This window comes from Mycobacterium sp. (assembly GCF_049802695.1).
Taxonomy (GTDB): Bacteria; Actinomycetota; Actinomycetes; order Mycobacteriales; family Mycobacteriaceae; genus Mycobacterium.
In genome coordinates this window covers 1-14,142 of the sequence record NZ_JBARMY010000548.1, presented here as the reverse complement: position 1 = coordinate 14,142, position 14,142 = coordinate 1, and the positions used below count along the sequence as shown (strand labels likewise).

Genomic DNA, 14,142 nt, shown 5'->3' with positions numbered 1-14,142 from the left:
GCCGAGCGCCGCGTCGGGGCCGGCACGATGGTCAGCGGGACGTCGAGCATGCCCCACGTCAGCATTCGGTGAATGCCTGCCGCCAAGGCGCGCGACAGAGGCGCGATGAGGTCGGTGCGGCCGTGGTCCTTCATGGCGATGACGGCTCGGCGACGCGCGCCGGCATAGCGCCCGAGTGCGAACACCGGCACGCCCGGGTCGATGCGGGGGTTGACCACATGCGGCTCGCCCATGTTGATGGCCAGCTCCTTGGCGCAGACGTCGCACCAGCGGGTGGACGGTGCGCCGCAGCCGCCGCATTCCAGCGGCAGGACGAGGTCAAGCACAGATGCAGTGTGGCGTGACGGGGTGACATAAATCCAGATCGGCCTGACCGACCAGTTTGGCCAGAAATCGGCAGCGCCGACTCCACCTCAGTTGCGCCTCAGTATCCTTCGCAACCACGCCAGGAAGCCTAACGACTTGGGCCGGTACCCACCACTCACCCGGGCAGCACGGGCACCGCGCCGGCCACCATGAAAGGTTCCACTGCCGCCCAACTCTGCCCGTTCTCGGCCGCCGAGCCCGACAGCTGCAGCACCCCACGCGGGTCAGCAACGTACACCGTCGAAGAGTTGGCGGCGATCCCCAACATCGGGATCAGCAAACCGCGGCTCGGCGCATCCGAGTTCACGCCATCGAGATTCACATACGACACCGGATGCTGCGGGTCGGTGCGGGTCACCGCGATGTCGTCATCAGTTCGCCACGCCAGCGACACCACTGAAGACCCCAGTCCGAAACCCAGCCGGCGCGGATAGGTCAGGGCGAACTGGCCGGCCTGCGTCTGCTCAATGCTGGCGAGGATGACGCGCCCTTCGATGACCATCGCAGCGCGGGTTCCGTCACGAGACAGCTGCAGGTCATTGATCACACCGGGGAAGCGGCTGGACACCGCGCTCGAATCGACCGGAATCCGGGCGGGCTGCCCGGACGCCGGTTCCTCAATGGCACGAAGCACATTGGCCCCGTCGACCACCACCCACACCGTGTCGTCAAGCGACCAACTCGGCCGCGACATGCTGTGCCCGTCCGCCGATTGCACCGCCCCGCCGCCAAGGTCACCGATCCACAGCGACGCCGCCATGTCCGGGCCCCCAGGCTGCAGCGTCACCACCGACGCCACCCGTTGCCCGCTGCGGGACAACGCCGCCGAGGTCTGATCACGCATCTCGCCGAATTGGCCTGCCACCGCCGTCGGATGCTGACCGTCCAGCGCCATCAACGACCCGCCGACCAGGGCATGCACACCAGCGCCGGCGCCGTCGGCGACGCCTGGGTCGGTAGCGGCCACATCGGAGGTGGTCCAGCCGTCACTGAATCTGTCGTCGAGCGCGGTGCCGTCCACATTGATCACGTACGGTCCCTTGATGTCGGCTCGAGCCAAAGTCCAAATGATTTGCGCCGCAACCAGTTGCCTGCTGTGCGGATCGGTCGTGGCCAGGTTCTGCAAATCGATCCGCGCTCCGCCGTAACCGCGGCCGACGCCGCTCTTGCCACCGTCGGCGCGGGTCACCGGGCCGCGCAGCCGCAACGGCGGACCCAGCAAGTTGCGCACAGCTTTCGCTATCTCCGGGCGTGGCCCGGCAATCAACTTCGAAACCAGTTCGGTGGCCAGCTGATTGGAATCAGACACCGCAACATAGCGCGGATCGGGGACCACGGTCTTGCCGGTCGGATCGGCGAAATAAAGCGTGTTGCGTTTGTAGGTGGCCTGAAACTGCTGCCAGTCCAAGAACACTCCGTTGGGCAGATGATCGATGCGCCATCCGCCCGCAGTGTTGACCAACTCGATCGAACCTGGGTCCGGAAGCATCCCGTCGGCTGTCTCGAAGACGCCCATGTCCGACAGCGATCCCAGCATGTCGGCTCGCATAGCGACCAAAACCCTCTCGGCACTACGGGTTTCGACGAACACGACATGGTCGATAAGCAGTGCGCTACCGCCGTCGTCCCAGGCGTCAGACGCCGACTGGGTGAGAAATTGCCGCGCCGCCAAGTGTCGGTTCGCCGGATCAGCGGTGGCTTTGAGGAATTCCCGCAGCAGCACGTCGGGATCCATGCCCGGCGTCGGCTTGGGCAAATTCGACGGTGCCGCCCGCGCGATGGTGCCGACGGCCTGGGGCGCCGACGAACTGGGCACGCCGGCGCAGCCCGCTAGCAGTGTCACCACACCGAACAGCAGTAACGCCAGCCGGCGCATCAGGCACCCCGCTCGGCGTGCTCGCGCTGCAGTGGCTGGCGGTCTGTGCGTTCGGCGGTGAAGGGTTTCATCGGCAGCGGACTGGTCGTCACCTTGTGGCCGCGCACCAACGGAAGGGTCAGCCGGAAGCAGGCGCCGCTACCCGGTTCACCCCACGCCTCGAGCCGGCCTTGGTGCAGACGCGCATCCTCGACACTGATGGCCAGGCCCAGGCCGGTCCCGCCGGATTGCCGGACCCGCGACGGGTCCGAACGCCAGAACCGGCTGAACACCAGCTTCTCCTCGCCGGGCCGTAAACCCACCCCGTAGTCGCGCACCGTCACCGCGACTGTGTCGTCGTCCGCGGCCATCCGGATCCGCACCGGCTTGTCCTCGGCATGGTCGATCGCGTTGGCGATGAGATTCCGCAGGATCCGCTCCACCCGGCGCGCATCGACTTCGGCGATCACCCCGTCGGACGGCATGTCCACCACCAACTCGATGCCGGCCTCCTCGGCGAGATGCCCCACGCTGGACAGCGCGCTGTTGACGGTCAACCGCAGATCGACTGCCTCGACCGACAACTCGGCGACACCGGCGTCGTGCCGCGAAATCTCCAGCAGGTCGGTGAGCAAAGACTCGAACCGGTCCAGCTCGTTGACCATGAGTTCGGTGGACCGCCGCAACGTCGGGTCGAGTTCCTCGCTGCGGTCGTAAATCAGGTCGGCAGCCATCCGCACCGTCGTCAGCGGCGTTCGCAGTTCGTGGCTGACGTCAGAAGTGAAGCGGCGCTGCAGATTTCCGAACTCCTCGAGCTGAGTGATCTGCCGTGACAGGCTTTCCGCCATGTCGTTGAACGACACCGCCAACCGCGCCATGTCGTCTTCGCCGCGCACCGGCATCCGTTCGGACAAGTGCCCTTCGGCGAACTGTTCGGCAATCCGCGAGGCCGACCGCACCGGCACCACCACCTGGCGCGATACCAGCAGCGCGATACCGGCCAGCAGCACCAGCAACACCACCCCGCCGGTAGCCATGGTGCCGCGGACCAGCGCGATGGTGCTGGCCTCGCTGGCAAGCGGAAAGATTAGGTACAGCTCTAAGTTGGTCACCCGGGACGACGTCGGAGTGCCGATGATCAGCGCCGGCCCGGAGAATCCGTCGGTATGGACGGTGGCGTACTGGTAGCTCACCTGACCAGCCCTGACGAAATCACGGAGCGTCAACGGAATCTGGTTGACCGGCCCCGCCGCCGTGGCGGCCCGAGGGCCGTCGCCCGGCACCACCAGCACCGCGTCGAACGTACCGGCCAGCCCCGCGCCCGAGGACGCCTCGGTTTTCGACGTCAATGTGTTGCGGGCCAGTTGCAGGCTACTGTCCAGCGAACGGGCCTCCTCACCGCTGACAATCCCGCTGACAGTGGTGCGCGCCCGCTCGATCTGCTCAGTGGCGGCGTGAACCTTGATGTCGAGCACCCGGTTGGTGACCTGGCTGGTCAATACGAAGCCGAGCACCACGATGACGGCGAAGGAAAGACCGATGGTGAGTACCACCACCCGCAGCTGCAGCGAGCGACGCCAGGCCGTGCCCACGACTCGGCTCAACGCGCTCATCCCGCGCGTCATTGGGCCAGAGCGCCCCCAACGACCTCGGGTGCGTTGCCGGGAGCCCCACATCACAGCTGCCGCTTGTCCTTATGGCGACGCATCGCGTCGTAGCCGGTGCGGATGAATGCGCCGCTCCTTCGCATCGCTTCGCTATGCATTCGTCGCCGGAGCTACGGAGGTCCGGCCTTGTAACCCACTCCTCGAACGGTCAGCACAACAGTCGGGTTCTCCGGGTCCTTCTCAACCTTGGCCCGTAGACGCTGGACATGCACATTCACCAAGCGGGTGTCTGCCGGGTGGCGGTATCCCCACACCTGTTCAAGCAGCACATCACGAGTAAACACCTGCCGCGGTTTGCGCGCCAACGCCACCAACAGGTCGAACTCCAGCGGCGTCAGCGAAATCTGCTCGCCGTTGCGGGTCACCTTGTGGGCCGGCACGTCGATGTCGACATCGGCGATCGACAGCATTTCAGCGGGCTCGTCGTCGTTGCGGCGCAGCCGCGCCCGCACCCGAGCGACCAGCTCCTTGGGCTTGAACGGCTTCATCACGTAGTCGTCGGCGCCGGACTCCAAACCCAGCACGACGTCGACGGTGTCGGTCTTGGCGGTCAGCATCACGATCGGCACACCGGAGTCGGCCCGCAGCACCCGGCAAACGTCGATCCCGTTCATGCCCGGCAACATCAGGTCGAGCAGCACCAAATCGGGACGGAGCTCACGCACCGCGGTCAGCGCCTGGCTGCCGTCACCGATGACCGCCGTATCGAAGCCCTCACCGCGCAGCACGATGGTGAGCATCTCGGCCAGCGAAGCGTCGTCATCGACGACGAGAATCCTTTGCCTCATGGTGTCCATGGTGTCACCACAACGGGACAAAACTCGGTTACTACACGGTGTTTCTTGTGGTAATGCCGTTAGGTCACGATCCGGAGGTCAGCGTCGCGGCCAGTTTGCCGGGGTCGACGTCAGCGCCGACCACCTCCCATCGCCCACCCCACTTAGCGGCCGCAAGCCCGGCGTACACCGCGCCGGTGCGCTGCTGCAACCCGTCGTCGCGCTCATAGGCGTCGCGCGCCCGGCCGGCTTCCACACTCGCCCGGTGGCGGGCGCGTTGCCCGGCCAGTTCGACTGAAACGTCAAGCAGCAACTGCCGATTCGGCACCGGCAGCCTCAGCCGCTGATACTCCATCTCGTGCACCCAGGCCACCACCTCACCGGTCGCGTCCTGGTGCAGGCGGGCCGCACTGTAGGCGGCGTTGGAGGCCACGTAGCGATCCAGGATGACCACGTCGTGGTCGCGGCTGAGAGCTTCGATCTCGGCCCGGGCGGCCGCACGGTCCAACGCGAACAGCATCGCCATCGCATACACCGACGCCGCGAGGTCACCGTGTCGGCCATGCAGCGCCTCGCTGGCCACGTCAGCGGCGATCGACTGTCCGTAGCGCGGGAACGCCAGGGTGATCACCGACTTGCCGGCCGCCTCGAAGGCCGAGGTCAGGCCGTTGGACAACGTTCGCTTGCCGGCGCCGTCGACACCTTCGATCGCGATCAGCACGGCGCGAGCCTATCGCCGTGCCGTGCTGATCCCGGCGCTCAGTAGCGGTAGTGATCCGGCTTGTAAGGTCCGTCGACCTCGACACCGATGTACTCGGCCTGCTCTTTGCTCAGCTTCGTCAACTCACCGCCGAGCGCCGCGACGTGCACGCGGGCCACCTTTTCGTCGAGGTGCTTGGGCAGTCGGTAGACCTCGTTGTCGTATTCATCGTTCTTGGTCCACAGCTCGATCTGGGCGATCACCTGGTTGGAGAAGCTGTTGCTCATCACGAACGATGGGTGGCCGGTGGCGTTACCGAGGTTCAGCAGCCGGCCCTCGGAGAGCACGATGATCGACTTGCCGGTGTCGCCGAAGGTCCACAGGTCCACCTGCGGCCTGATGTTGACCTTGGTGGCGCCGGACTTCTCCAGCTTAGAGATCTGGATCTCGTTGTCGAAGTGGCCGATGTTGCCCAGGATCGCCTTGTCCTTCATGGCTTTCATGTGCTCGAGCGTGATGATGTCTTTGTTGCCGGTGGCGGTAATGACGATGTCGGCCTCGCCGATGAACTCTTCGACCCGCTTGACGTCGAAGCCCTCCATGAGCGCCTGCAGGGCGTTGATCGGGTCGATCTCGGTGACGGTGACTCGGGCGCCCTGGCCCGCCAGCGACTCCACGGAGCCCTTGCCGACGTCGCCGTAACCACAGACCAGCACGTTTTTGCCGCCGATCAGCACGTCGGTGCCCCGGTTGATGCCGTCGATGAGCGAGTGCCGGCAGCCGTACTTGTTGTCGAACTTCGATTTGGTCACCGAGTCGTTGACGTTGATCGCCGGGAACGCCAGATCACCGGCCGCGGCGAACTGATACAGCCGCAGCACGCCGGTGGTGGTCTCTTCGCTGACGCCCTTGATCGACTCGGAGATCTTCGTCCACTTGCCCTTGTCGGTCTCGAAGCGCTTGCGCAGCAGTTCGAGGAAGACCTTGTGCTCGGCCGAGTCGTCCTCTTCGGCGGGTGGCACCACGCCGGCCTTCTCGTACTGGGCACCGCGCAACACCAACGTGGTGGCATCGCCGCCGTCGTCGAGAATCATGTTGGCCGGCTCATCTGGCCATGTCAGCATCTGTTCGGCGGCCCACCAGTACTCGTCGAGCGTTTCGCCCTTCCACGCGAACACCGGCACACCCTTGGGCTCCTCGGGAGTGCCGTGCGGGCCGACGACGACGGCGGCGGCGGCATGGTCCTGGGTGGAGAAGATGTTGCACGACGCCCACCGGACCTGGGCGCCCAGCGCAACCAGGGTTTCGATGAGCACCGCGGTTTGCACCGTCATATGCAGCGAACCGGAGATGCGGGCGCCCTTGAGCGGCTGCACGTCGTGGTATTCACGGCGCAGCGACATCAGACCCGGCATCTCGTGTTCGGAGAGCTCGATGTCCCGGCGACCGTAATCAGCCAACGACAGGTCGGCCACCTTGAATTCGATGCCGTTACGGACGTCGGTGCGTGGCGATTGTTCGGTCGTCGTCATTTTCAGGCCCAATCCTTCTCAATCAACTAGTTAGCTTAGGTACACATTAGTCCCCGACGCGGCGGTCATCCGGAACCGGGTCAGCGAGTTCCCTCAGGCCCCAGCTTATGACTCCGCTTCTCCTCGGGCCCACGGGCCCGCATCGTCGCGGAGCTTCCCGTAGCGTTCGGCCGCAGGCGTCATCAGCCGGGCCAGATCAGCGGCGACATCATGATCGGCTTCCGGCGGCATCGACACGTAACTCATTGCCAGGCGCACGATCGCCCTGGCCAGGATGCCCGCATCCGCTTCGCTCGCCTTGATCCAGCTGTCCATGAACGACGACGTCAACCGCTGTGAACAGTGGGTGATGATCGGGCCGCTGTCGGTGGTGATCAGCTGCAGCAGATCGGGTTTGGCGACACCGGTCAGCAGTGAGATCACCAACGGGTCGGCGGCCGACTCGGTGAAGAACTCCCGAAATCCCTGCAGGAAGGCGGCGTGGATGTCGCCGACGTTGGAGTAAATCGCGCCGTCGACGAGACTGGCCAACCGGTCGGCCAGCCGCAGCGCGTAGCCCTGCGCCAGGCCCTGCCGGGACCCGAACTCGTTGTAGATGGTCTGCCTGCTGATGGTGGCGGCACGGGCGACGTCGGCAAGTGTGATGGCCGACCAGTCGCGACTGAGCAGCAGCTCGCGCATCGCGTCGAGCACCGAATCGCGCAACAGGGCCCGGGACGCCTCGGCATACGGAACCCGGGCACCCATCACGACCGAGCCACTTCCACCATCTCGAAGTCGGATTTCGCCGCGCCGCAATCCGGGCAGCTCCAGTCGTCGGGGATGTCATCCCACCGAGTGCCGGCGGCGATGCCGTCTTCCGGCCAGCCCAGTGCCTCGTCGTATTCGAAGCCGCACTGGATGCAACGAAACAGCTTGTAGGTCATCGGTTCTCTCCGTCCCGTCGAAGTCGGGTCACGCCGCCGCGTAGCGATCCAGCACCGTTTGCCGGCGGCGCGGGTGTACGTTGACGCGGTTGATGTCACCGTCGTAGTGCGCAAGCACCCGAGGGTCCATGACCTTTCGCCACAGCGGCGGGATGTAGGCCAGCGTGATCATCGACGCGTACCCGCTGGGCAGACTGGGCGAACCGTCGATGCTGCGCAGCGTCTGGTAACGCCGAGTCGGGTTGGCATGATGGTCGCTGTGCCGCTGCAGGTGGTAGAGGAACAGGTTGGTCACGATGTGATCGGAGTTCCAGCTGTGCTCGTGGGTGCAGCGCTCGTACCGCCGGTTGGCCGTCTTCTGCCGCAGTAATCCATAGTGCTCGAGGTAGTTGACCGTCTCCAGCAGTGAAAAGCCGTACACCGCCTGGATGATGACGAACGGGATCAGCCGGGGGCCGAACACGGCGATCAGCGCGCCCCACAGCACAACGGACATCAGCCAGGCGTTGAGGACGTCGTTGTCCCAGTAGGTCTTCGGGTGCCAGGGATTGTTTTTCAGCCGGCGCAGCCGCTGTGCCTCCAGCCGCCACGCTGAACGCACGCTGCCGACGACGCTGCGCGGCAAGAATTCCCAGAACGTTTCGCCGAAACGAGCCGACGCGGGGTCTTCCGGGGTCGCCACCCGCACGTGGTGCCCGCGGTTGTGCTCGACGTAGAAGTGTCCGTAGCAACTCTGCGCCAGCGTGATTTTCGAGAGCCACCGCTCCAGCGAATCCTTCTTGTGCCCCATCTCGTGGGCGGTGTTGATCCCGACGCCGCCCAGCACGCCGACCGACAGCGCCAGCCCGATCTTCGCCGGCCAACTCAGCCCGCCGTGATAACCGAGCCAGCTCAGATCAGACGCGGTGAACAGATAGGCGCCGACAACAACGCTGACGTACTGGAACGGAATGTAGATGTAGGTGCAGTAGCGGTAGTACCTGTCGTTTTCCAGTCGCTCCATCACCTCCTCGGGCGGGTTCTGCCCGTCCGGTCCGAAGCGCAGGTCGAGCACCGGCAGCACGAGGTAAACCAGAATCGGCCCGATCCAGAACAGCGCCTGGGAGGCGGTCTGCCAGCCGGCAAGGTTCAAAGCCCACACGACCGGCAGGATCACCAGCAGCGCCGTCGGCGCGATCAGTCCCATCAGCCACAGGTGACGTTTCTTGTCCCGCCAGATCTCGCCAGCAACCTCGGTGCTCATATCGCCAACCTCCTTGGTCAGTTACGCGCCATCGAGTTGGACAATACCGACCGCAACGTCTTATGTCTAGACAAAGTAGCGACCAATGTAAACCACTGGCTACGTCACGTTGAGTTCCGCGCCGGCCGGGGCTTCGGCGTCCGCTGCGGCTTGCCGACCGGCCACCACCGAATGCCGACGTCCATAGCCGAGGTAGATGACCGCGCCTATCGCCATCCACACGGCGAACCGGATCCAAGTCACCCCGGTCAGGTTCAGCATCAGCCACAGGCACGCCGCAACCGATGCGACCGGCAGCACCGGCACCCAGGGCGCCCGGAAACCGCGCGGCAGGTCCGGCCGGTTCCGCCGCAGCACAATCACGCCCGCTGACACCAACAGGAAGGCGAACAGCGTCCCAACGTTGACCATCTCTTCGAGCTTGTCCATTGGAAACACCAACGCCGTCACGGCAATCACCCCCGCGACCAGCACGGTGATCCGCACCGGAGTGCCGCGTGATCCGGTTCTGGCCAACTGCCGCGGCAGCAGCCCGTCGCGGGACATCGCGAACAGCACCCGGCACTGGCCGAGCATCAGCACCATGACCAAGGTGGTCAACCCAGCCAACGCGCCGACGGAGATGATGCTGCTGGCCCAGTGCACGCCGTTGGCGGTGAACGCGGTCGCCAGGTTCGCCTGACTCCCGTTGGGCGTGTCCCGCAGCTTGGTGTAGGACACCATCCCCGATAACACAACCGCGACAGCGACGTAGAGAAACGTCACGATGCCCAGCGTCGCGAGGATGCCACGCGGAAGATCGCGCTGCGGGTGCTTGGTCTCCTCGGCCATGGTCGCGACGATGTCGAATCCGATGAACGCGAAGAACACGATCGATGCCCCGGCTAACACGCCGTACCAGCCGTAGTGACTGGTGTGCGCGCCGGTCAGCAGCGACAACACCGACTGGTTGACGCCTGATCCACTGCGGCCGGCTTCCGGCGGCGGAATGAACGGTGAATAGTTGGCCGCCTTGACGTAGAAGGAGCCCACGATCACCACCAGCAGCACCACCGACACCTTTATCGCGGTGACCACCATGGAGAATTTCGACGACAGCTTGGTGCCCAGGGCAAGCACGGTCGCCACCACGGCGACGATCAGCAGCGCACCCCAGTCGAGGTTGAACGAGCCGACGGCCAGCGTGCCAGGGGCAAACGGGAACACCGTGCCCAGATACGTCGACCAGCCCTTGGCTACCACGGCGGCACCGATCGCCAACTCCAATACCAGGTTCCAACCGATGGTCCACGCCCAGGTTTCACCGAACGTCGCGTAGGAGAAGGTGTAGGCGCTGCCCGCCACCGGCACTGTCGAGGAGAACTCGGCGTAACACAGCGCCGCCAGACCACACGTCGTCGCCGCGATGAGAAAGGAGACCCAGATCGCCGGGCCGGTGACGTTCCCCGCAGTCGACGCCGTGACGGTGAAGATGCCGGCTCCGATGACCACCGACACGCCGAACACAGTCAGGTCCCACCAATGCAAATCCTTGCGTAACCGGGTATCCGGCTCGTCGGTGTCGGCGATCGACTGCTCTACCGTCTTCGTGCGCCGTCTACCGGCCATCCGACCGTTCCTTCCTCCCGTGAACGGCAAGGTTTACCGAGTACGGCAAGGTAGGAGAGTACCGTGCGGGAGATGCATGAGCGCGGGGATGAGGCGGTGGGGAATACCCGTCAACACGCCATAGTCATCGGAGCCAGTATCGCCGGGCTGTGTGCCGCGCGCGTACTCTCCGACTTCTACGACAGGGTCACGATCTTCGAGCGTGACGAGCTGCCGAGCACACCGGACAACCGTGCGGCCGTCCCGCAGGGCAAGCACGTGCACCTGCTGATGGCGCGCGGCGCAGCGGAGTTCGACACGCTGTTCCCCGGCATCCTCGACGAGATGGTGGCGGCCGGAGTTCCGATTCTGGAGAATCGCCCGGACTGCATCTACTTCGGCGCCGCCGGTCATGTGCTGGGCACCGCACACCGGCTGCAAGATGAGTTCACCGCCTACGTGCCCAGCCGCCCACACCTCGAATGGCAGATCCGGCGCCGCGTTGCGGGCATCCCGAATGTCGAGATCCGCGGCGGTTCGGTACGCGAACCGCTGTTCGACGCCGGCGCCCAGCGGGTGACCGGGGTGCTGCTGAATCTGCCCGACGCCGCGCAACCCGAGCAGATCAGGGCCGACTTGGTCGTCGACGCGACCGGTCGGGGTACCAGATTGCCGGTGTGGCTGGAGCAGTGGGGTTTCGAGCGGCCCCGAGAAGACTCCGTCGACGTCGGAATCGGCTACGCGTCGCACCAACTGCGCATCCCCGACGGACTGATCGATCAGAAGGTCGTCGTGGCCGGGGCGTCCCGAGAGCAGCCACTGGGGCTGGGCCTGCTCTGCTATGAAGACGGCATCTGGGTGTTGACAACGTTCGGGGTGGCCAAAGTCGAGCCGCCGCACACCTTTGCCGAGATGCGGGTGCTGGCCGAGAAGCTGTTGCCCGAGCAGCTGGCCGCCGCGGTCAAGCAGGCCGAGCCGATCGGCGATGTCGCCTTTCACCGCTATCCGACCACCCGTTGGCGGCGCTACGACAAGTTGGATCGCTTCCCGGCCGGCATTCTGCCGTTGGGCGACGCAGTCGCCAGCTTCGATCCGACTTACGGGCAGGGTATGACGATGACGTCACTGCAGGCTGGGCACCTGCGCCGGGCGCTGGAGTCCGCGCCCGAGGACCCGGCCCGCGAACTCAACCGGGCCACCGCGAAAACCACCTACCCGGTGTGGGTGATGAACACGATCGGCGACTTCAGTTTCCATCACGCCACCGGGCCGCAGCCGTGGTGGTACCGGCCGGTCGGCAGCCTGTTCGACCAATTCCTTGGCGCGGCGGAGACCGATCCTGTTCTGGCCGAGTGGTTTTTGCGTCGGTTCAGCCTGCTGGACAGCCTCTACATGACGCCGTCGCCGGCGCTGGTCGGCCGCACGATTCGGCACAACATGCGACTGTGGCTCGGCGAGCGCCGGCAACTGCGGCGGGAGCGGCGACGGTCGCGCCGCGAAAAGCTGCAAACGCCTTCGGCCGCAAGGTAACTACAAGCCCACAGTGGCGCGGAACAGCTGCGCCGGCTCGCGCGCAAGCAGCCGGATCGGGCCGTCGTCTGCACCCACCCAGGCAGCCATTCCGCGGTTGAGCAAGAGTGTCTTGGATTTTCCGTGCACGCTCGTTGCGCCCTCGACACACAGCAGGATCTGCGGACCGTCGTGCCGCGAGGGCGCATCGACTTCGTGGCCGAGGTTATCGCCGTCGAGTGTCAACATTGATGCGGCGAATTCGTCAGCGGGCGTGTCGAATACGAGGCTGATGCCGTCGTGGTGGGTGGGGGGCCTGAGCTGCGCCTCGGTGGTCGGTGTGAAGTCCAGCACCCGCAACAGCTCCGGCACGTCGACGTGTTTGGGTGTCAACCCTCCCCGTAAGACGTTGTCGGAGTTGGCCATCACTTCGAGTGCGACGCCGCGCAGATAGGTGTGCAAGTTGCCTGCCGGCAGGAAAATCGACTCCCCCGGCGCCAGCGTGATTCGATTCAGCAGCAGGGATGCGAGTACACCCGCGTCGCCCGGGTAACTCTCCCCCAGTTCCAGCACCGTCTTGGCTTCAGCGACGAATCGCGTTGCACGCGAAGTAATGTAGTGGATCGCACCGTCAAGCACCGCTGGCACCAGCACGTCGATGTGCGGCTGGGGAGCGGTGATCCAGGTGGTGAACAGTGCGCGCAGACCGTCGGCGTCGGATTGATCGTTCAGCAAGTCGATGTAAGGGTCGAGCTCGGCGATGGCCAGCGCATGAAGCAGCTCAACGGTCAGTGCCGCCGGCCGGAAGCCGGCCAGCGCTTCAAACGGCTGCAAAGCGACCAGCAATTCGGGTTTGTGACTGCCATCGCGGTAGTTGCGCACCGGAGAGGTGACCGGGATGCCCAGCTTCTCCTCCCGCAGATATCCCTCGGCCGCCTGTTGTCTGCTCGGATGGGCCTGCAGCGACAGCGGCTCGTCCGCCGCGAGCACTTTGACAAGGAACGGCAGCGCATCACCGAACCGGCAGCGTGCCGCTGGGCCCAGCTGTCCGTCGGGGTCGGCGACCAGCGTTTCCAGTAAGGAGACATCACCCCGGTCGGTCTCGAGTCGGGCCGGATCTTGCGGGTGCGCGCCCAGCCACAGCTCGGCCTCCGGATGAGCCGCCGGCACCGGCCGGCCGGTGAATTCAGCAATAGCGGTACGCGATCCCCAAGCGTATGTCCGAATCGCTCCGCGTAGCAGTTCCACGTCCTAGTTATCCCCGTAACAGTCGCACGTAAACGGCGGCCATCTCCAGCCGAACGGCCAATATTGCCAGTTGCTGCTCGGCACGTCGCACACCGGCAGGAGTTGAGGCTCCCGCCGGGCCGTCGGTGAGTTGCGATATGTCCTCGACACCGACCAGGTCGACGCCGGTCAGCCCGGCGATCCGGGCCGCCACCACGGGACGCTCGGCGGCCAACGTCAGGGCCAACACCCGCAACCGCTCAGGCAGCGGGCCGTCGATCTCCTCGTCATGGAACAGCGCGTCAGCCGGGTCGCCGAACGCAGCGGTCTCCTGCACGGCCAGCAAGGCGTCCGCCAGCCCGCTGGCCGCGGCGACCTGGTGGCCGATTCGCAGCAGGACCGATGACCCGTGTCTGGCCAGGGCCAAGGTGCCAGCGCAGTCACCGGCCAGCGCGACCCGATGCCCCGAGACCCGCTCGGCGAGCGCCTTGGCCGGATTGGTGAATACTTCGCGGCCTGCACTGTTTTGCAGCGCTTCGTTGTCCAGCTCGTCGGCGAGCGTCGCCAAGTCGGTCTTCAGGCCGGCATCGACGCTGTGCAACACCGCCAGCCCGGCAGCCAGATAGCGGGACAGCCGGAATTCGTCGGGCACGCGAACCCGCGGTTCGAGCACTGCCACCCGGCCGGCCGTAGTGTCCCGCAAGGGGCCCTCCCAAGGCGCTGCGACGACGACGCGCGCACCGCGCCGCACGCC

The 14,142-nt window shown here is 65.5% G+C and carries 12 protein-coding genes and 1 pseudogene; 1 reads left to right on the top strand and 12 read right to left on the bottom strand.

The window, feature by feature from the left end; translation table 11 throughout:
* From WA317_RS21600 to WA317_RS21555, 10 genes and pseudogenes are all read right to left on the bottom strand, one after another.
* Positions 1–326: pseudogene (locus WA317_RS21600) on the bottom strand (ComF family protein); the annotation flags it as partial.
* A gap of 155 nt (positions 327–481) precedes the next feature.
* Positions 482–2,242, bottom strand: coding sequence for an MtrAB system accessory lipoprotein LpqB (lpqB, locus tag WA317_RS21595; RefSeq protein ID WP_425174970.1), 1,761 nt, complete (start codon positions 2,240–2,242; stop codon positions 482–484).
* The gene (mtrB, locus tag WA317_RS21590) at positions 2,242–3,900 is read right to left on the bottom strand and encodes an MtrAB system histidine kinase MtrB (protein WP_425174969.1); all 1,659 of its coding nucleotides are present in this window, start codon (positions 3,898–3,900) and stop codon (positions 2,242–2,244) included. The genes lpqB and mtrB overlap by 1 nt, the downstream gene beginning before the upstream one ends.
* Before the next feature lie 98 nt (positions 3,901–3,998).
* Positions 3,999–4,685, bottom strand: a complete 687-nt coding sequence (gene mtrA / locus WA317_RS21585) for a two-component system response regulator MtrA (RefSeq protein ID WP_425174968.1) — start codon at positions 4,683–4,685, stop codon at positions 3,999–4,001.
* Between the two features lie 64 nt (positions 4,686–4,749).
* Positions 4,750–5,385, bottom strand: a complete 636-nt coding sequence (locus WA317_RS21580) for a dTMP kinase (RefSeq protein WP_425174967.1) — start codon at positions 5,383–5,385, stop codon at positions 4,750–4,752.
* Positions 5,386–5,423: 38 nt separating this feature from the next.
* A complete protein-coding gene (gene ahcY, locus WA317_RS21575) occupies positions 5,424–6,896 on the bottom strand; it encodes an adenosylhomocysteinase (RefSeq protein ID WP_425174966.1) in 1,473 nt (490 codons plus the stop codon).
* Between the two features lie 105 nt (positions 6,897–7,001).
* Positions 7,002–7,643 (bottom strand): TetR family transcriptional regulator, encoded by a 642-nt coding sequence (locus WA317_RS21570; protein ID WP_425174965.1) that lies wholly within the window; start codon positions 7,641–7,643, stop codon positions 7,002–7,004.
* Positions 7,643–7,822 (bottom strand): rubredoxin RubB, encoded by a 180-nt coding sequence (gene rubB / locus WA317_RS21565; protein ID WP_425174964.1) that lies wholly within the window; start codon positions 7,820–7,822, stop codon positions 7,643–7,645. Before rubB ends, WA317_RS21570 begins: the two co-directional genes overlap by 1 nt.
* Positions 7,823–7,850: 28 nt before the next feature.
* A complete protein-coding gene (locus WA317_RS21560; protein ID WP_425174963.1) occupies positions 7,851–9,065 on the bottom strand; it encodes an alkane 1-monooxygenase in 1,215 nt (404 codons plus the stop codon).
* Between the two features lie 99 nt (positions 9,066–9,164).
* Positions 9,165–10,673, bottom strand: coding sequence for an amino acid permease (locus WA317_RS21555; RefSeq protein WP_425174962.1), 1,509 nt, complete (start codon positions 10,671–10,673; stop codon positions 9,165–9,167).
* Positions 10,674–10,745: 72 nt separating this feature from the next.
* On the opposite strand from WA317_RS21555, the gene WA317_RS21550 reads away from it, so the two are divergent.
* On the top strand, positions 10,746–12,182 hold the full coding sequence (locus tag WA317_RS21550) for an FAD-dependent oxidoreductase (RefSeq protein ID WP_425174971.1): 1,437 nt from the start codon (positions 10,746–10,748) through the stop codon (positions 12,180–12,182).
* Here WA317_RS21550 and manA read toward each other — a convergent pair whose 3' ends face one another.
* Both manA and WA317_RS21540 read right to left on the bottom strand, forming a co-directional pair.
* A complete protein-coding gene (gene manA, locus WA317_RS21545; RefSeq protein WP_425174961.1) occupies positions 12,183–13,409 on the bottom strand; it encodes a mannose-6-phosphate isomerase, class I in 1,227 nt (408 codons plus the stop codon).
* 7 nt (positions 13,410–13,416) lie between these two features.
* Positions 13,417–14,142 (bottom strand): TobH protein (locus tag WA317_RS21540; RefSeq protein ID WP_425174960.1); only part of this gene is annotated, 726 nt, incomplete at its 5' end.

Bases quoted from the DNA above. Each gene is read 5' to 3' on its own strand.
- lpqB (WP_425174970.1), bottom strand. From the start codon at position 2,242: ATGCGCCGGCTGGCGTTACTGCTGTTCGGTGTGGTGACACTGCTAGCG.
- mtrA (WP_425174968.1), bottom strand. From the start codon at position 4,685: ATGGACACCATGAGGCAAAGGATTCTCGTCGTCGATGACGACGCTTCG.
- ahcY (WP_425174966.1), bottom strand. From the start codon at position 6,896: ATGACGACGACCGAACAATCGCCACGCACCGACGTCCGTAACGGCATC.
- WA317_RS21570 (WP_425174965.1), bottom strand. From the start codon at position 7,643: ATGGGTGCCCGGGTTCCGTATGCCGAGGCGTCCCGGGCCCTGTTGCGC.
- rubB (WP_425174964.1), bottom strand. From the start codon at position 7,822: ATGACCTACAAGCTGTTTCGTTGCATCCAGTGCGGCTTCGAATACGAC.
- WA317_RS21560 (WP_425174963.1), bottom strand. From the start codon at position 9,065: ATGAGCACCGAGGTTGCTGGCGAGATCTGGCGGGACAAGAAACGTCAC.
- WA317_RS21555 (WP_425174962.1), bottom strand. From the start codon at position 10,673: ATGGCCGGTAGACGGCGCACGAAGACGGTAGAGCAGTCGATCGCCGAC.
- WA317_RS21550 (WP_425174971.1), top strand. From the start codon at position 10,746: ATGCATGAGCGCGGGGATGAGGCGGTGGGGAATACCCGTCAACACGCC.